This window comes from Myroides sp. C6-3 (assembly GCF_050522425.1).
Lineage (GTDB): Bacteria > Bacteroidota > Bacteroidia > Flavobacteriales > Flavobacteriaceae > Flavobacterium.
This window is the reverse complement of record NZ_JBMVQP010000003.1, coordinates 86759-103893: the sequence shown is the minus strand read 5'-3', so window position 1 is coordinate 103893 and position 17135 is coordinate 86759. Positions and strand designations below refer to the sequence as shown.

16 protein-coding genes are annotated in these 17135 nt (G+C 36.0%); 5 read left to right on the top strand and 11 right to left on the bottom strand.

The genetic code is table 11. The features are described from left to right. Positions 1-15 precede the first annotated feature (15 nt). Together feoB and ACPDG9_RS02370 are read left to right on the top strand one after the other, a co-directional pair. The gene (gene feoB / locus ACPDG9_RS02375; protein ID WP_430526210.1) at positions 16-2124 is read left to right on the top strand and encodes a ferrous iron transport protein B; all 2109 of its coding nucleotides are present in this window, start codon (positions 16-18) and stop codon (positions 2122-2124) included. Positions 2125-2130: 6 nt separating this feature from the next. Then, positions 2131-2265, top strand: a complete 135-nt coding sequence (locus ACPDG9_RS02370; RefSeq protein ID WP_182649571.1) for a FeoB-associated Cys-rich membrane protein — start codon at positions 2131-2133, stop codon at positions 2263-2265. Positions 2266-2370: 105 nt separating this feature from the next. Here the strand turns inward: ACPDG9_RS02370 and ACPDG9_RS02365 are convergent, their stop codons facing one another. Further along, on the bottom strand, positions 2371-2592 hold the full coding sequence (locus tag ACPDG9_RS02365; protein ID WP_430526205.1) for a hypothetical protein: 222 nt from the start codon (positions 2590-2592) through the stop codon (positions 2371-2373). Between the two features lie 470 nt (positions 2593-3062). On the opposite strand from ACPDG9_RS02365, the gene ACPDG9_RS02360 reads away from it, so the two are divergent. Further along, positions 3063-3596, top strand: coding sequence for a hypothetical protein (locus ACPDG9_RS02360; RefSeq protein WP_430526209.1), 534 nt, complete (start codon positions 3063-3065; stop codon positions 3594-3596). Positions 3597-3686: 90 nt separating this feature from the next. On the opposite strand, the gene ACPDG9_RS02355 is transcribed toward ACPDG9_RS02360, so the two are convergent. Further along, positions 3687-3908, bottom strand: coding sequence for a hypothetical protein (locus ACPDG9_RS02355; RefSeq protein ID WP_430526208.1), 222 nt, complete (start codon positions 3906-3908; stop codon positions 3687-3689). 306 nt (positions 3909-4214) lie between these two features. Between ACPDG9_RS02355 and ACPDG9_RS02350 the strand changes: the two genes are divergently transcribed. Both ACPDG9_RS02350 and ACPDG9_RS02345 read left to right on the top strand, forming a co-directional pair. After that, positions 4215-4841, top strand: coding sequence for a hypothetical protein (locus ACPDG9_RS02350; RefSeq protein ID WP_430526207.1), 627 nt, complete (start codon positions 4215-4217; stop codon positions 4839-4841). Between the two features lie 936 nt (positions 4842-5777). Next, positions 5778-8006, top strand: a complete 2229-nt coding sequence (locus ACPDG9_RS02345; RefSeq protein WP_430526206.1) for a TonB-dependent receptor domain-containing protein — start codon at positions 5778-5780, stop codon at positions 8004-8006. Between the two features lie 204 nt (positions 8007-8210). Here the strand turns inward: ACPDG9_RS02345 and ACPDG9_RS02340 are convergent, their stop codons facing one another. From ACPDG9_RS02340 to ACPDG9_RS02300, 9 genes are all read right to left on the bottom strand, one after another. Then, on the bottom strand, positions 8211-8432 hold the full coding sequence (locus tag ACPDG9_RS02340) for a hypothetical protein (protein ID WP_430526205.1): 222 nt from the start codon (positions 8430-8432) through the stop codon (positions 8211-8213). Between the two features lie 448 nt (positions 8433-8880). Continuing rightward, positions 8881-10260, bottom strand: coding sequence for an NADH-quinone oxidoreductase subunit N (locus ACPDG9_RS02335; protein WP_430526204.1), 1380 nt, complete (start codon positions 10258-10260; stop codon positions 8881-8883). Between the two features lie 48 nt (positions 10261-10308). Continuing rightward, positions 10309-11742: a complex I subunit 4 family protein gene (locus ACPDG9_RS02330; protein ID WP_430526203.1), complete on the bottom strand. Its 1434-nt coding sequence runs from the start codon at positions 11740-11742 to the stop codon at positions 10309-10311. Positions 11743-11751: 9 nt separating this feature from the next. Further along, positions 11752-13638, bottom strand: coding sequence for an NADH-quinone oxidoreductase subunit L (nuoL, locus tag ACPDG9_RS02325; protein WP_430526202.1), 1887 nt, complete (start codon positions 13636-13638; stop codon positions 11752-11754). Between the two features lie 6 nt (positions 13639-13644). Beyond that, on the bottom strand, positions 13645-13965 hold the full coding sequence (gene nuoK / locus ACPDG9_RS02320) for an NADH-quinone oxidoreductase subunit NuoK (RefSeq protein ID WP_410878012.1): 321 nt from the start codon (positions 13963-13965) through the stop codon (positions 13645-13647). A gap of 2 nt (positions 13966-13967) precedes the next feature. After that, positions 13968-14483, bottom strand: a complete 516-nt coding sequence (locus ACPDG9_RS02315) for an NADH-quinone oxidoreductase subunit J family protein (protein WP_182649555.1) — start codon at positions 14481-14483, stop codon at positions 13968-13970. A gap of 2 nt (positions 14484-14485) precedes the next feature. Then, complete coding sequence (locus ACPDG9_RS02310; protein ID WP_002989009.1) at positions 14486-15034, bottom strand: NuoI/complex I 23 kDa subunit family protein; 549 nt, start codon at positions 15032-15034, stop codon at positions 14486-14488. A 6-nt stretch (positions 15035-15040) separates the two neighbouring features. Continuing rightward, positions 15041-16072, bottom strand: coding sequence for an NADH-quinone oxidoreductase subunit NuoH (gene nuoH, locus ACPDG9_RS02305; RefSeq protein WP_430526201.1), 1032 nt, complete (start codon positions 16070-16072; stop codon positions 15041-15043). 11 nt (positions 16073-16083) lie between these two features. Continuing rightward, on the bottom strand, positions 16084-17109 hold the full coding sequence (locus tag ACPDG9_RS02300; protein WP_430526200.1) for a 2Fe-2S iron-sulfur cluster-binding protein: 1026 nt from the start codon (positions 17107-17109) through the stop codon (positions 16084-16086). Positions 17110-17135: the final 26 nt, after the last annotated feature.

The following is a 17135-nucleotide window of genomic DNA, read 5'->3' as shown; positions in this document are numbered from 1 at the left end:
TAGTAGAACGAGTAGATGAAAAAAGATATTAAAGTTGCTCTGATTGGTAATCCTAACGTAGGCAAAACTTCTGTATTCAACGCCTTAACGGGTTTAAATCACAAAATCGGTAATTACCCTGGTATTACCGTTGATAAAAAATCAGGTACAACTAAATTAAACGATGAGGTAACTGCTACGATCATCGATTTACCTGGAACCTATAGCATCAACGCAAGTTCAGAAGACGAGCGTATTGTATTGGATTTATTGTTTGATCCGACCAATGAGGATTATCCTGATGTAGCCGTTGTTGTAGCCGAAATCGAAAACTTAAAGCGAAATTTATTGCTGTTCACCCAAGTGAAAGAACTGGGCTTTCCGACAGTTTTAGCTATTAATATGGCGGATCACCTGGATGAAAAAGGAATTAGCATTCAAGTCGCTGCTTTAGAAAAGAAACTAAACACCAAAATTGTTTTAATGAGTGCCAAAAAGAAATTAGGCATTCAAGAATTAAAACAAGCGGTAGTTGATTATAAGAATTACTCCATTGAACCTTGTTTAAATGCAACGGATGTTGACCCGGATTTCTTTGGAAAATTAGCCTTGACTTTCTCCAACCTTTCTGTATTTAAATTGTGGATGATTTATTCCCAAGATATCACCATTGGAAACATTGGAAAGAAAGATATAGAAGCCAAGGGCATTCACTTATCTGACAGTGAAATCAAAAAATTACAACATAAAAAAACCATCAAGCGCTATCAGTTTATCAATGATACACTGAAAGAAACGTATACGCGAGATACCTCCAAAGCAACTGGATTCCGCACCAAAGTAGATCGTATCTTAACACATAAAGTGTATGGATATTTGATTTTCTTCGGAATCATGATGTTGGTGTTCCAAGCGATTTTCGAATGGTCGAGTATCCCGATGGATTGGATTGATGAGCAATTCTCAAATTTAGGTTCATGGGTACATGAAGTAATGGAACCTGGTAAACTAACGGATTTAATAGCCGATGGTATTGTGCCAGGGATTGGGGGAGTGATGCCGTTTATTCCGCAGATCGCCATCTTATTTATGTTTATCTCCATATTGGAAGAAACAGGCTATATGAGTCGCGTAGTTTTCTTGATGGACAAATTAATGCGTCCGTTTGGTTTGAGTGGAAAATCGGTAGTGCCCTTAATTTCGGGTAATGCCTGTGCAATTCCTGCTATTATGTCGGCGCGTAATATTGAAAACCCCAAAGAGCGATTGATTACGATCTTAGTAACGCCGTTTACGACTTGTTCTGCTCGTATTCCTGTGTATATTATTATCATTGCCTTAGTTATTCCAGAAACGCGTTTATTTGGTTTCTTAAGCTTGCAAGGATTGACGTTGACGTTGTTTTACTTCATCGGATTCCTAGCGGCTTTAGTGTCGTCATGGGCATTGAGTAAGTACATTAAAAGCGAACGCAAGTCGTATTTTGTGATTGAAATGCCGAATTACCGCACGCCAATTATCAAAAACGTCGTAGCGAATATGTACGAAAAGACCAAAGCTTTCGTAGTAGGAGCAGGAAAGATCATCTTCGTCTTATCGATTATCATTTGGTTTTTAGGGGCACATGGTCCTGGAGATAAGTTTGAAAATGCAGAAGAACACATGGCTGAAGTGTATCAAGATAAAGAGGTGTCTGAAGAGGAAATGAGCGAATATGTAGCAAGTTACCGTTTAGAAAACTCGTATATCGGAATATTAGGTAAATCCATCGAACCTGTAATCAAGCCGTTGGGCTATGATTGGAAGGTTGGGATTGCTGTATTGTCTTCTTTTGTAGGGCGTGAAATTTTTGTCGGAGTTTTAGGAACGATCTACAATGTAGGATCAGGAGATGAAAATGACGAAGATGGGCGTATCAAACAAAAAATGGCAGCTGAAGTCTGGCCAGATACAGGAGAAAAGGTATTTACCTTAGCCAGTGGAGTTTCTCTGATGTTTTTCTATGCTTTCGCCATGCAGTGTACCGCTACAGTAGCGATTGTACGAAGAGAAACAAAATCGTGGAAATGGACCATCTATCAGTTGGTCTTTATGACGGTTCTCGCTTATGTGGCGGCGTTTATAGCCTATCAACTCTTAAAGTAAAGCGATATGAATTATCAAGAAATTATCGTTTACGCCTTATTGCTTTTTGCCATCGGTTATTTTGTCAAAAAGAGTTTTGGTAAAAAGAACAACAAAAAAGGTGGAGGTTCTTGTGGGAGCGGAAACTGTGGATGTTCGTAAGGAATATATAGCTTGAGGTTAGCCTCATTAAAAAATAAAAAAGCAGCAATAGACTTGGGTTTATTGCTGCTTTTTACGTTGTAAGGTAATGTGCCATGGGGAAAATTAGTTTTTAGGTTTCTTTAGTTTTTGTAGCGTATGGACAATTTCTAATACCTGATGTACTTCGGAGGAATCCAAAAAGAATTCATCTGCATGTTCTGTACAATGTTGAACGTAGTAGTAAAAGAGTGCGTTGATGCTTTGCGCATAAGAGGCAAAATTGGGGTTGAGGTCATACAACTCTTGCAGTAGTGCTAAGTTGTGGCTATCGTTTTTGGATAGCATGCAGGGTTGAGGTTTTGTGCTCATACTGTTAATAAATAGGAATATTAAAACCCATATGGAGTAGGTGTCCTACGCTATTAACAGCGTTACGGTTGTTTCCAATTCCGTCACCCTACCACATGGGTAGAATCTTGTTCAAATGTCATAGAGTTAATATTTAGGAATACTAAAGGTAACTTTTTTAGCCTATTTATTGGTTTGTAACTTGTTGTTTTTTAGTTTGTTATTTGATTTTTGAACGAGATTTTAGGTTTGGATTTGTTTTGTTAATCTTTTAGTTTTAAGTTGTTCAATGGCTTGTGAAATTAAGTGTAGTATGGTTTGCTGATTTTTAGAGTCTATACTTCTGATAAACAATATTGTATTTGTTGCTTAGCTGATTTTATACTTGTAGCTTTGAAATGAGGGTTTAGTAGAAGGGAATAGGAAGCAATTGATAGTCGAACTTTGGAAGCCTCGAATGGTATGATATGAAAAAAGTAATTTTTATTTTCGGATGTTTTTTCTTCATCAGTTGTTCAACAACTGTAAAAAGAGAACAAGAGCTCATTAATCAAAAAATAGAAGGTTTGTTAGCAATCCATCGGCAATATGCTTTTATGGATTTATACAATAGAGCATTAAAGAAAGAGAAAGAACAGTTTAAGATTCCGTATGATTCCTTATTAGATATATCAAGTATGGAATTGATTTATGATGTCTGTTTAATGGTTGATTTTTATTCTGAGGATCATCCTTCGTATATAGATGAAAACTACAACCGGATAAGAGATAAATGGTTAAAGAAGGATTATAAACCCTATATGCCTTTAGATGATAAAAACCTAAGACCGCATATGACGTTTAGGCGAGCTTTTGATTTTTATGAAAGTGAAGACTTAGCCCAATATATTGATTCATTGCGAACTTTGTTTCGAGAAAAACAGCGAAACAATACGTTGAGAAGCCTTGAGTGTTATGAATCAACCATGAAGTATTGGGAGCAAATGAAAACAGAACGTTGAGATTCTAAAATGATGAAAATAAAAAAGCAGCAATAGACTTGGGTTTATTGCTGCTTTTTACGTTAGTAGAGAATGCATCATAAGAGAAAATTAGTTTTTAGGTTTCTTTAGTTTTTGTAGTGTATGGACTACTTCTAATACCTGATGTACTTCGGAGGAGTTCAGAAAGAATTCATCCGCGTTTTCTGTACAATGTTGAACGTAGTAGCAAAAGAGGGCATTGATACTTTGCGCATAAGAGGCAAAATTGGGGTTGAGGTCATACAACTCTTGCAGTAGTGCTAAGTTGTGGCTATCGTTTTTGGATAGCATGCAGGGTTGAGGTTTTGTGCTCATACTGTTAATAAATAGGAATATTAAAACCCATATGGAGTAGGTGTCCTACGCTATTAACAGCGTTACGGTTGTTTCCAATTCCGTCACCCTACCACATGGGTAGAATCTTGTTCAAATGTCATAGAGTTAATATTTAGGAATACTAAAGGTAACTTTTTTAGCCTACTTATGAGTGTGTAAGTTGTTGTTTTTTAGTGGGTTATTTGAATTTTGAACAAGATTTTAAGGTTTGATTTCTTTTTTTTAAGTAATAGGTGTAGTTTAGACATTAAATAGAAACTGATGCAGAAGATTCTAACCCTATTTTTTTTATTTGTTTTTGCACTCGGGATGGCCCAGAGTAAAAAGGCTGATGTGTATTTTGAAATTCAACAAATAGAAGTTCGCGATAGCACGCTATTACAAGTGAAATTAGTGAACCATTCAAATCAAAATATTTGGCTTGCATTAGATACAATTGTTGAGAATCAAGAAAAGAACTTCTTATCCTATCATGCTTTTTTTAAAGGAAGAAGGATGGGTGAACATTTTCAAGAAGAGACGATTGGTGAAAAATATACAGTTGTTATAACTAATAGAACTAGTTGTGATGATGAAGCATTAAATGTAATGTCTAAAATAGATTCACCTAATTCACTCATCTTATTGGAAAAAGGAAGAAGTATGTTTTTTTCTTATCTTTTTGTTTTAAAAAAAGGGGGAAATTCCAACTATTCGGATTCAAAAGAATATGTTGTGGATACGAATAATAAAAACAAGTACTCGTTTTTTATGTCGTATATTATGGATGATACTTGGATATCTTCTAATGTTGAACCTAATGTAGTAGAGGCGCTTGAGAAGGCCAATTTTGTTCCGTACAACGTGGTTATAAAATCGAATTCGATTCCATATATTTCAAAAAAATAAAAAAGCAGTAGCAAACCTAGGTTTGTTACTGCTTTTACGTTAGAAAAAGATGCATCATAAGAGAAAATTAGTTTTTAAGTTTCTTTAGTTTTTGTAGCGTGTGAACGATTTCCAGAACTTGATGAACATCAGATGCATTCAGAAAGAATTCATCTGCATTTTCTGTACAATGTTGAACATAGTAGTTAAAGAAGGCATTGATACTTTGCAATAAGAGGCAAAATTGGGGTTGAGGTCATACAACTCTTGCAATAGGACTAAGTTGTGGCTATCGTTTTTTGATAGCATGCAGGGTTGAGGTTTTGTGCTCATACTACTTGAATTAGGGAATAAAAGCCTGTAAAGTTTAAGTGTCCTACGCTTCAAGTAGCGTCGCTATTGTTTCCAATATCGCCACCATACAATTACAGGTAAAATCTTTTTTTGTGGTGTAAAACTTGAAATTCAGGAGTACTAAAAGTAGAATAAATTTTATTTTTTTAAAATTGTAACTGTTTGTTTTTTAAGTGGTTATTTGGTTTTTGAGTGAAATTGTTGTTTTAGATATGTTTTGTTGAACTTATTCGAATCTCTGGAATCTATATTAAAAAGAAACTGTATTATAAAATTCATTTTGTTTGTGTAGAATTCATTTTTCATATCAAGACGTTCAAATCAAATGTTCAGATAAAATTCGCAATATGATTTATTTGAATTTCGTTAGAGATTGATTGAGAATATTTGTTTTCATTTAGTAAAATTTTGTGTATAATTTAATGTTATTTGTAATTTTGGGTATTATTAATAGTTTTAATGCCGTTATAGATGATAAAAAATATTTTATATTTCTTATTGCTCATTCTTTTCTCTCATGATCTACTGGGACAAGTGTTTTCTTTAAAGGGAAAAGTTCACAATATGAATGGTTTTCCCCTGTCATATGTTACGGTATATTTATTGTCAAAGGATAGCATTTCTGTAGGACAAACTTATACAGATAGCTTGGGAGAGTTTTCACTGAATCAAGAAAAAGGGAGTTACACATTAAAGGTTTTGTGGTTTAATTCTCCTCCAGTTAGTAGAGACATTGAGTTAAATCAAAATCTTGATTTGGGGGAATTGACTGTAAACGAATCGACTAACCTTGATGAAATAGCAATAATAGTAAAGAAAAAAGTTCTAGAAAGAAAAACAGATCGAATTGTTTTTAATGTTTCTCAATCTATTTATTCAAGTGGATCTAGTGCCTTAGAATTATTAGCAATCACTCCTTTAGTTTCAGTCGATGGGCAGGGAAATGTTTCTATTGTTGGAAAGAACAAGGTTGGAATCTTGGTTGACGATGCAATCCTCTATTTAACTGGAACGGAACTCAATGCATATTTGAAAATGATTCGCACTGAGAATATAGAACGTATAGAGCTAATTACTTCTCCTACTTCTAAGTATGATGCGCAAGGTAATAGTGGGTTAATCAATATTGTATTGAAAAAGAATGCTGAGAAAGGATTTAGTGGTAATATAACTAGCTCGCTTCAACAAGCAACCTATCCTAGTTTTTCGAATGGTTTAACGCTTAATTATCAAGGAAAAAAAATTGGTTCTTCGTTTTCAATAAGACAGTATTATACATCTATTAAAGCACAAGAACGTTATGCTATTATGGCTCAGCAATCTTTGTGGTCTGATGATAGACGCAGAGATTATTACAAGGGGATTGGTGTAGATTTTAGCTTGAGATATGCATTATCTACTAGTACGAAGATTGGAGTTATATATAATTATGGAAAAGCTATTAATACGAAAGATGTTTTTAATCATTCTGTCTTTTATGAAGGTATTGTACCATTAAAGGACCTAACTACTTTGGCTCATCACAGGAATACTAATCCTACACATACATTAAATCTATATTCACAAAGTAAACTATCTGACCGCGATGATTTAGTTGATTTCGGATTTAATTATTTTGAAAGTAATTCGAAATCAACCATTAATCTTACTACGGGTGATTCTTATAAATCGTTAAATAACGATATCATCAAGACTAATTCTGATATTGATTACCAGATTCTTTCAGCTACTGCCGATTTTGTTTTGAATACTAATTGGAGTTTGTGTTCATTTGGTGTGAAATACGCAGTGATGCGCAATAATTCAACTGTTGGATATTTTAATTTGACGGATCAAGGATATCTTATAGATTCATCTAAATCAGCTGTGTTTTCTTATGACGAAAATATTTATGCCGCTTATTTAGATTTCACTAAGACGTTTATTAAATCTTGGGAACTCAAGTTAGGATTGCGGTATGAATATACAATTAATCAAGGTGTTTCAAGATCTGCGGATAAAACAAATAAATCCAACTATTATAATTTTTTTCCTTCCATTTATTTAAAGTATAATGCGAGTGAGTCAGATGTTCTGTATATGTCCTATGCTAAGCGTATTAATAGGCCTAGTTTTAGAGAAGTAGATCCATTTAGATGGTACAGTACACCGACTTCATATTCAACTGGAAATCCGCTACTATTACCGTCTTATAATAACAATTTTGAGTTAGGATATTTGATGCATGATTTTTTATCATTTGACCTTTATTATCAGCAGGTCGTTAACGAGTTTGGTCAAATATCAAATTTTGAAAACAGTGTAGAAGTTTCAACCTATTTTAATTATTACAATCAAGAAAGTATTGGTTTCAATGCGATGTATACCAAATCATGGGTGTATTTTTTGGAACATAATGTTTCTTTTAATTTAGCCTATGTCCGTGCTAATTCGAAGATGAATACTATTATTGGGGAAAAAGGTATTGCTTCGAGCTACTATCTCAATAATACAATAATTCTTAAACCAGAACAAAGGTTTCTATTTGTCAATTATTGGCATAGACTTCCTTCAAAAAAAGGAAATAGTTCACTTCGTAATATGGCTTCATTTGATATAGGAATGAAATTTCTGTTTTTTGAAAAAAAACTTGCTCTAAATATCGCGGTTAATGATCTATTTCAACAGCTTAGAGCTAAAGGCGAAAAAAAATTCAGTGCAAATCAGCAACAGTTTGATAATTATTATGATAGTAGAAATATCACTTTTTCTGCTACCTATACTTTTGGTAAGTCAAAGAATTCCCTAAAAGATAAGACAATAGACTTTGAAGAAACTTCAAGGGCAAGTTGAGAGTGAATGTTTGCAAACCCAATACCAATTAGGATCTTAGTGTTTAAGAATAAAGGCGGTGGATCTTGTGGGAGCGGAAACTGTGGATGTTCATAAAGAAGATATAGCTTGAGGACATCCTCATTTTAAAAAAGATAAAAAAGCAGCAATAGACTTGGGTTTATTGCTGCTTTTTACGTTGTAAGGTGATGTGTCATGGGAAAATTAGTTTTTAGGTTTCTTTAGTTTTTGTAGCGTATGGACAATTTCTAATACCTGATGTACTTCGGAGGAATCCAAAAAGAATTCATCTGCATGTTCTGTACAATGTTGAACGTAGTAGTAAAAGAGTGCGTTGATGCTTTGCGCATAAGAGGCAAAATTGGGGTTGAGGTCATACAACTCTTGCAGTAGTGCTAAGTTGTGGCTATCGTTTTTGGATAGCATGCAGGGTTGAGGTTTTGTGCTCATACTGTTAATAAATAGGAATATTAAAACCCATATGGAGTAGGTGTCCTACGCTATTAACAGCGTTACGGTTGTTTCCAATTCCGTCACCCTACCACATGGGTAGAATCTTGTTCAAATGTCATAGAGTTAATATTTAGGAATACTAAAGGTAATGTCTTTAAGCTGTTTTTTGATTTGTAATTCCTTGTGTTTTAGTTGGTTATTTGAATTTTTAATAATGGTTTGAATAGTTTAAAAAGATACGAAGGTAGTGAAAGGGTGAGATGTAAGTTGTTTGTTGTACAGTTGATACAAACAACGGTCAACCATATTTAGGGATTACCCCATACCTCATAACCGATCACTCATAACCAAAAAAAAGGCTAAGTGATGTTGTCGCATCCTTAGCCTTTGAGTAATTTATTGAATTGTTATTTATTTGTTCTTAGTTGAAAAGTCCTAAAACAAGTGAAGGACATAATCCGAATACCACTACTGCAGCTACTGCGAGTAAACCTACGATAGTGTAGGATAGGGGTACTTGGATTGGTGTTGTTTCTGTTTCTTCCTCTTGCTTAGCAAACATCAAAATGATTACTTTTAAGTAGTAGTAGATACTGATAAACGAGTTGATTACCCCGAAGATCACTAAAGTGATAAATCCGTTTTTCACTGCTTCTGTAAACAAGAAGAATTTTCCGAAGAAACCAGCGAAGATTGGAATCCCTCCCATAGATAATAAGGCAACCGATAAGATAATCGCTAAAAGGGGGTTAGATTTACCTAATCCTTTAAAGTTATTGATATGTTCGTTGTCTTTTCCTTTGGTTACAATTGTTAGTACCGTAAAAGCAGCGATACCTGCAAAAGCGTACGATGTTGCGTAATAGAAAAGATTTGGAGTTGCGCTACCTAAAGCTGTTAGTGCCATCATCATAAATCCGGCATGTGAAATACCTGAGTAAGCTAATAGGCGTTTCATATTATCCTGACGCAACGCCATGATATTACCTACCGTCATGGTTAAGATTGCAATCACAACAATAGCCGTTGTATACTGTGATGGCATTTGGTGTAACAAGTTGATCGATACCTTGTACAACGTAGCAACAGCCGTTACTTTTACCAATGTACTCATCATAGCCGTTGTCAAGTTTGGTGCTCCTTGGTACACATCTGGTGCCCAGAAGTGGAAAGGTACAGCTGCTATTTTGAACAACATACCGATAATCACCATCGTTACCCCTAAAGCATACCAAACAGGCATAGGGTTACTTGTTGTTAACTGTGTAATTTGTGCCAAGTCAAAAGAGCCTGTAGCACCATAGATCAAGGCAATTCCGAATAGAACGACACCAGAAGCGAAAGATCCCAACAAGAAATATTTCATGGCTGATTCGTTACTCTTGATATTGGTACGATCTGATCCACAAAGAATGTATAAGGTAATAGAAAGAATTTCTAATCCCACGAAAAACATCGCCATATTGCCGAAGCTTACCATGGAAATAGCCCCCATGAGTAAGAATAATTTCAACGAAATATAGTCTGATATTTTAGAAAATTGCGTTTGATAAAAATCTTTACTCAAGGCAACTAACAAGATGGTTAGGGCAATAAATAAAGAAGAAAATGCGCTTGAAAATTTCGTCGTTACAATCATATTGTTGTAGTGACCTTCCACCACGTCAATATTGCAAAGCGTGTAACCCAGAATTCCCACGAGTCCTACAATTGTTACAGGGATGATTAATTTTCTCAAATTAATGATCTCTGCTAGTAGAACGATAACCGCTAATACTCCAACTGCTATTAATGTATTCATCTTTTATATTTTGGAATGATGGTTTCAGAATAAGCTGAATCTCAATTGTTATTTAATATAGGATACGATTTCAACCAAACTTGGCGTAATTAAATCGGTAATTGGTTTAGGGTAAACACCAAGGAAAATCACTGTGATGACTAATACACCTAAAACAATTTTTTCGTTTAACGTTACGTCTGTAAAAACTTTGGCATTCGTTTCCCCTAGCATAGATCTTTGGAACATGCGCAACATATAGAAGGCACCGAAAATAATACTTGTTCCTCCGATGATCGCATACCATATATTGATTTGCGATAGACCGAAAAGCAAACTAAACTCACCGATAAAGCTAAATGTTCCTGGTAGACCAATAGAAGCAAAAAGCAAGATCATGAACAGCGAAGCGAATTGAGGTGCTTGTTGGCGAATTCCTCCCATTTCGTTGATTGCTCTAGTTTCAAATCTGTTGTATAAGATCTCAGCAACGTAGAATAAACCTACGATAACGAAACCATGCGCTAACATTTGATATACTGCACCTAGTAAACCATCTAAGGTTAGGGTATACGCACCAGCAGCAATTAAACCAACGTGAGCTAAAGAGGAATAAGCGAAGAAACGCTTGATATTCACCTGTTTTAAAGCAACGATTGATCCGTATACTACGCCGATGATACACAACACTAAAATTGTCGGCATCAAGTCTTTCGCCGCTGAAGGCGTGATAGGCAATTGCCAACGGATAATGGAGTACAATCCCATCTTCAACATAATCCCCGATAAAAGCATCGTTCCAACTGTAGGTGCTTTCTCGTAAGTAGAAGCCTGCCAAGTATGGAAAGGGAAAACGGGAATTTTAATCGCATAAGCTAAGAAGAACGCTAAGAAAATCCAGTATTGCTCTTGGCTTGTTAAGCTTACGTTGTATAAATCTGCTAATAAGAAGCTACCTGCTTTTTGGTATAAGTAAATAAACCCAACCAACATGAATAACGATCCTGCGAAGGTGTAAATAAAGAATTTAAAAATTGCTTTTTTACGTGCTTCGAAGGTATCATTCCCCCATAGTAAAGCGATGAAGTAGATTGGAATTAAAGATAACTCCCAGAAAATATAGTATAAGAATCCATCTGCAGCTAAGAATGTTCCTGTCATAGCAAATGACATAAACATCACTAGTCCGTAGAATAGATTTGATTTTTCAATGTGATTTCCAAAAGAAGATAAAATGATTAGCGGTGTTAACATCGTTGTTAATAAAACAAGGGCTAAAGCTAATCCATCTGCTTTTAGGGCAATGTGAATGTTGGGATTCAAGATCCATTGCGTGGTAAAACCGGCATTTACTCCTGAATTGTGTTGGCAAATGAGGGCAATTGTTTCTACAAATGCGACTAACCCGAATAGCAAAGCAATTTTAGGGGCAAGTGTTTTATTTGCTAAAAACGTAGCAAATGCTCCAACTAATAACGTTAATAATAATATAGTTACGTTCATCTCTCTAAATTATCTTGCAATGAATAAATAATACAACATCAAACAGATTCCAAATACAAAGGCGAATAAGTACAATCCGATATTTCCGTTTTGTGCCTTTTTTCCCTGTAAAGACAATCCGTCTGCTATTTTTCCTAAACCATAAATGGTTTCAGACAATACAACTTCGACAACATCTCTGAAGAATACAGAAAGGGTGTAAATTGGTTTTACAATTACTTTCGTGTAGATTTCGTCAATGTAGTATTTGTTGTATAGTACTTTGTGGAATCCTGTCATTTGTTCATCTGCAGGAGGTAGTTCTCCTTTTTTGATGTATTTGCTATAGGCAATAAACAAACCAATACACGCACCAAGAACAGCAATAGCCATTAGGATGTATTCCGTCGTACCTAAAACGTGTGGATGTGCATTGGCACTGTTCACGATGATGGGCTCTAGATAGCTATTTAACCAACTGTTTCCAGGTAAGCTAATAACTCCACCTACAACAGATAAAATACCCAAGATCCATAACGGAACCGTAATAGCTGCAGGGCTTTCGTGTACGTGATTTTTTTGTTCTTGTGTTCCTCTGAAATTTTTGAAGAAAGTAAGGTATAACAATCTGAACATATAGAACGCAGTCAAGATAGACGCAATAGATCCGATAACGTAGAGTACAGGGTTATGACTGAAAGCCGTCAATAAGATTTCGTCTTTGGAGAAGAATCCTGAGAAAGGAGGGAATCCTGAAATAGCAATCGTTGCTAAAAGGAAGGTCGCATAGGTGGCAGGCATAAATTTCCTTAGTCCCCCCATGTTACGCATATCTTGTTCTCCGCCCATCGCATGGATAACTGATCCAGACCCTAAGAATAAACAAGCTTTGAAGAAAGCGTGTGTTACTACGTGGAAAACGGCGATTTCGTATGCACCAAATCCCACAGCCATAAACATTAATCCCAATTGAGATACCGTTGAGTAAGCCAATACCTTTTTGATGTCCGTTTGCACTAATCCAATAGTAGCTGCAAATAGCGATGTACAAGCACCCACAATAGCAATGATGTTTTGGATATGTGGCGCTAAGTCAAAAACAAAGTTTAATCTTGTGATTAAGAAGATACCAGCAGTTACCATGGTTGCCGCGTGAATTAACGCAGAAACAGGTGTTGGTCCCGCCATCGCATCAGGTAACCACGTGTACAATGGAATTTGAGCACTTTTCCCTACAGCTCCAATAAATAGCGCTAAAGCAGCCCATCCGATCCACGTATTGATTTGGTGGTTTGTACCACTCATCAACGCTTCTTTAATGGTCATATAGTCTAGCGATTGGAATAAGAAAGCCAAGATAAAGACCCCAACTAAAAAGCCCAAATCCCCGATGCGGTTCATGATGAATGCTTTTTTAGCAGCGTCGTTATACGATTGGTTTTTATGCCAAAATCCGATTAGTAAATAAGAACACAATCCAACACCTTCCCATCCGATGAACGTGATTAATAAGTTACTTCCCGTAACTAACACAATCATAAAGAAGATAAATAGATTTAAATAGGCGAAAAACTTCGCGTAGTTCTCGTCATTTTTCATGTAGTTCGTCGAATACCAGTGAATCAAGGTTCCGATTCCGGTAACGAATAACAACCACAACAGCGAAAGTTGATCGAGTAAGAAGCCAAAAGTAACGTTGAAGTTAGCTAAAGCCATCCATTCGAATAGTTCAATTTCAATGGGTTGTTTGGAATTGTTTACTTGAATAAAAGCAAGTAATGAGAGGATAAAAGAAATTAAAACGGCTACCGTTGCGATAATTCCAGAACCATTACCTAATTTTTTCCCGAAGAAAACATTAACCAAAGACCCTAGTAAAGGGACTAATAATAAAAGTAAAATTACGTTTGTATCCATAAGGAATTATCCTTTTAAGTTCTTTAATTTGTCAATATCAATTGCGCCAATATTTCTGTATATCGATACTAAAATCGCTAATCCAACAGCAACTTCTGCTGCAGCAACAGCCATAGTAAAGAAAACAAAAACTTGTCCTTGTGCATCTTGGTGATAGGTTGAAAAAGCGACCATCAACATATTCGCTGAGTTCAACATAATCTCAATACACATGAACATAACGATTGCGTTTCTTCTGTATAATATTCCGAATACTCCGATGCAGAATAATAAAATTGATAAGTAGATGTATTTATCAATACCGATGATTTCAATTACATTTTCCATACTTAGGCTACTTTTTCAGATTTATCTTTTTTAGAAATCAATACCGCTCCAATCATCGCAAGTAATAACAAGACAGCGATCATTTCGAAAGGAACTACATATTCATTCAATAATACTTTTCCTAACACGTGAACGGACTGAAAGTCTTGACCGTGGTTAGCATATTGAAGCTCATAGGCTTGATTTCCTCTTAAAGTGATCGATAACAATAATAAGCCCACTAAACAGAAGGCAATTGTTGCAACAACTTTAGAGACTAAAGGTTTTGATACTTCGTGGCTGATATTTAAATTCATTAACATGATTGTAAATAGCATTAAAATCATAATTGCCCCGGAGTAAACCATAATATGGATCATACCTAAAAACTGGGAGTTTAATAGGATGTAATGACCTGCTATTGAGAAGAAACTAACAACCAACCACAAAGCGCTGTGGATAGGGTTTTTACTCAACAACGTTAACGCTGCACTTCCGAGTGTGATTGTCGAAAGGATGTAAAATAAAATTTCTATCATAATTACGCTTGATTCTGTTTGTTCGTATTAGCAATAGCTGCCTCTAAAGGCATAACCAATTTATCTTTTCCGTAGATAAAGTTTTCACGAGTGATATCTGCTTTGGTAATCTCTCCTGATTTTGTTAAGTAAATGGCTTGTTTAGGGCAAGATTCTTCACATAAACCACAGAAGATACAACGCAGCATATTGATTTCGTAGATTTCAGCATACTTTTCCTCGCGGTATAAGTGTTTTTCTTCCGGTTTGCGTTCCGCTGCTTTCATTGTGATCGCTTCTGCCGGACAGGATAAAGCACATAAACCACAAGCGGTACAGCGCTCTCTTCCTTCATCGTCGCGCATTAGGGTATGTCTACCGCGGTAAACAGGACTGAATGGACGTGTTTGTTCTGGATAAGAGATTGTCACCTTTTTCTTAAACATGTGTTTTAAGGTAACCATCATTCCTTTGAAAATCGCAACCAAATAGATGCGCTCACTCCAAGTTAGTTTCTTGTTCGAAACCATCTTCTTTCTTCCTGATAAAGAATATGTATTAGTTGATGACATGTTTAATTAGTTTAATAGTAAGATTACAACTGCTGTAACGATTAAGTTCAATAATGCCAATGGTATTAAGGTTTTCCATCCTAAGTTCATCAATTGGTCATAACGGAAACGCGGTAAGGTCCAACGCACCCACATATAAACAAAGATGAAGAAAAATATCTTGATGAATAAGGCGAAAATACCCAATACGTTAGCAATATTAACGCCCCAATTTTCTACTGCCCAAGCCATACCTGGATAGTTAAATGCGCCGAAGTATAGCACAGAAATGATCGCAGAAGAGATGAATAAGTTAGAGTATTCCGCGAATAAATAGAATCCCATTTTCATCGAAGAATATTCCGTGTGGAATCCACCGATTAACTCTTGCTCACATTCTGCTAAGTCGAAAGGTGCACGATTGGTTTCAGCGAACGAACAGATTAAGAAGATTAAAAACCCAATTGGTTGATAAAATACGTTCCAGTTCATTCCTGTTTGCTGTAAGGCAATCTCTCTCATACTCATACTTTGTGTTAATAACAACAAAGAAATAAGAGAAAGACCCATGGCAATTTCGTACGAGATCATTTGTGATGCCGCGCGAATACCACTCATTAAGGAGTACTTGTTATTAGAAGCCCAAGCTCCAATCATAATACCATATACACCCACAGATAATACCGCTAGGATATACAATAACCCGACGTTAATATCCGCAGCTTGTAAGATAATTTCTCTGCCAAAGAGCACAAATTTATCCCCCCAAGGTAATACGGCACTGGTCATTAAAGCCAATGTCATTGCCAAGAAAGGACCAAATTTGAATAAAAATCGGTTAGGAGTTGTTGGTTCGTACTCTTCTTTAGCGAATAGTTTTAAACCATCGGCTAAAGGTTGTAACATCCCCCCTTTACCTGCACGGTTTGGACCTAAACGATCTTGTATCCACGCTGCAATTTTTCGTTCTGCTAACGTTGCATACATCGCCATAAGCATGGTGATTGCAAATACAACCACAATAATAACTGCTTTATCAATAATAATTGCTGTATCCATTCTTTACCGTTTTATTCTTTAGATTCGTCCTTTGTCAAAGGAATCGCTTTCATACTGATCTTTTTGCGATCTTGTTCACGTCCTTCTAAAATATGTTTTTCTGTTTTGATCACCACATGATCTAACTTCTTCGTATAGTTGTTTTGGTTGATCACAGAGAATTTTTCGAATTTACGCGGTCCTTCAATTACCCAATCACTTGTTTCTTTGTGGTCAAAACGACAAGTGTTACAGATAAACTCTTCCACTTCGTGGAATTCGTCTTTTCGTGCTGTTACACGTTGAATTTCTTCTCCAAACATCCAAAGGGTTACTTTACCCGAACAAGTAGGGCAGTTGCGATGTGCATTGTATGGTTTATTAAACCAAACACGCGATTTAAAACGGAACGTTTTATCGGTTAAGGCTCCCACAGGACATACGTCGATCATATTTCCAGAGAATTCATTTTCGATGGCTGCGGAGATATAGGTCGAAATCTGCGCATGTTCACCACGACCACATACCCCATGTACGCGCTCGTCTGTTAATTGCTCTGCTGTTTTTACACAACGGTAGCACAGAATACAGCGATTCATGTGTAATTGGATGTTATTTCCTATATTTTCAGGTTCGAAAGTTCTCTTTTCCTCTCGGTATCTCTTTTGTTCTTTTCCGTGTTGGAATGCTAAGTTTTGCAAATCACATTCCCCAGCCTGATCACATACAGGACAATCTAAAGGGTGATTAATAAGAAGAAATTCCGTTACTGATTTTCTCGCTTCTAGAACTCTTGGCGACGTGATGCTCTTTACTTCCATACCATCCATAACTCCTGTTTTACAAGAAGCCATTAGCTTAGGCATCGGACGTGGATCTGCTTCGCTACCTTTAGAAACCTCTACTAAACAAGCTCTACATTTTCCTCCAGTACCCTCTAGTTTTGAGTAATAGCACATTGCTGGTGGAACTGATTCCCCACCAATCATTCTTGCTGCTTGTAGAATGGATGTTCCTGGTTCTACTTCTATTTCATGTCCGTCTATAGTAACTTTCATAAATTGTGCTTTTTAGCTAAAAAATT

What these genes read in the sequence shown, in the direction of transcription:
- feoB (WP_430526210.1), top strand. Translation starts at nt 16, where the DNA reads ATGAAAAAAGATATTAAAGTTGCTCTGATTGGTAATCCTAACGTAGGC.
- ACPDG9_RS02370 (WP_182649571.1), top strand. Translation starts at nt 2,131, where the DNA reads ATGAATTATCAAGAAATTATCGTTTACGCCTTATTGCTTTTTGCCATC.
- ACPDG9_RS02365 (WP_430526205.1), bottom strand. Translation starts at nt 2,592, where the DNA reads ATGCTATCCAAAAACGATAGCCACAACTTAGCACTACTGCAAGAGTTG.
- ACPDG9_RS02360 (WP_430526209.1), top strand. Translation starts at nt 3,063, where the DNA reads ATGAAAAAAGTAATTTTTATTTTCGGATGTTTTTTCTTCATCAGTTGT.
- ACPDG9_RS02355 (WP_430526208.1), bottom strand. Translation starts at nt 3,908, where the DNA reads ATGCTATCCAAAAACGATAGCCACAACTTAGCACTACTGCAAGAGTTG.
- ACPDG9_RS02350 (WP_430526207.1), top strand. Translation starts at nt 4,215, where the DNA reads ATGCAGAAGATTCTAACCCTATTTTTTTTATTTGTTTTTGCACTCGGG.
- ACPDG9_RS02340 (WP_430526205.1), bottom strand. Translation starts at nt 8,432, where the DNA reads ATGCTATCCAAAAACGATAGCCACAACTTAGCACTACTGCAAGAGTTG.
- ACPDG9_RS02335 (WP_430526204.1), bottom strand. Translation starts at nt 10,260, where the DNA reads ATGAATACATTAATAGCAGTTGGAGTATTAGCGGTTATCGTTCTACTA.
- ACPDG9_RS02330 (WP_430526203.1), bottom strand. Translation starts at nt 11,742, where the DNA reads ATGAACGTAACTATATTATTATTAACGTTATTAGTTGGAGCATTTGCT.
- nuoL (WP_430526202.1), bottom strand. Translation starts at nt 13,638, where the DNA reads ATGGATACAAACGTAATTTTACTTTTATTATTAGTCCCTTTACTAGGG.
- nuoK (WP_410878012.1), bottom strand. Translation starts at nt 13,965, where the DNA reads ATGGAAAATGTAATTGAAATCATCGGTATTGATAAATACATCTACTTA.
- ACPDG9_RS02315 (WP_182649555.1), bottom strand. Translation starts at nt 14,483, where the DNA reads ATGATAGAAATTTTATTTTACATCCTTTCGACAATCACACTCGGAAGT.
- ACPDG9_RS02310 (WP_002989009.1), bottom strand. Translation starts at nt 15,034, where the DNA reads ATGTCATCAACTAATACATATTCTTTATCAGGAAGAAAGAAGATGGTT.
- nuoH (WP_430526201.1), bottom strand. Translation starts at nt 16,072, where the DNA reads ATGGATACAGCAATTATTATTGATAAAGCAGTTATTATTGTGGTTGTA.
- ACPDG9_RS02300 (WP_430526200.1), bottom strand. Translation starts at nt 17,109, where the DNA reads ATGAAAGTTACTATAGACGGACATGAAATAGAAGTAGAACCAGGAACA.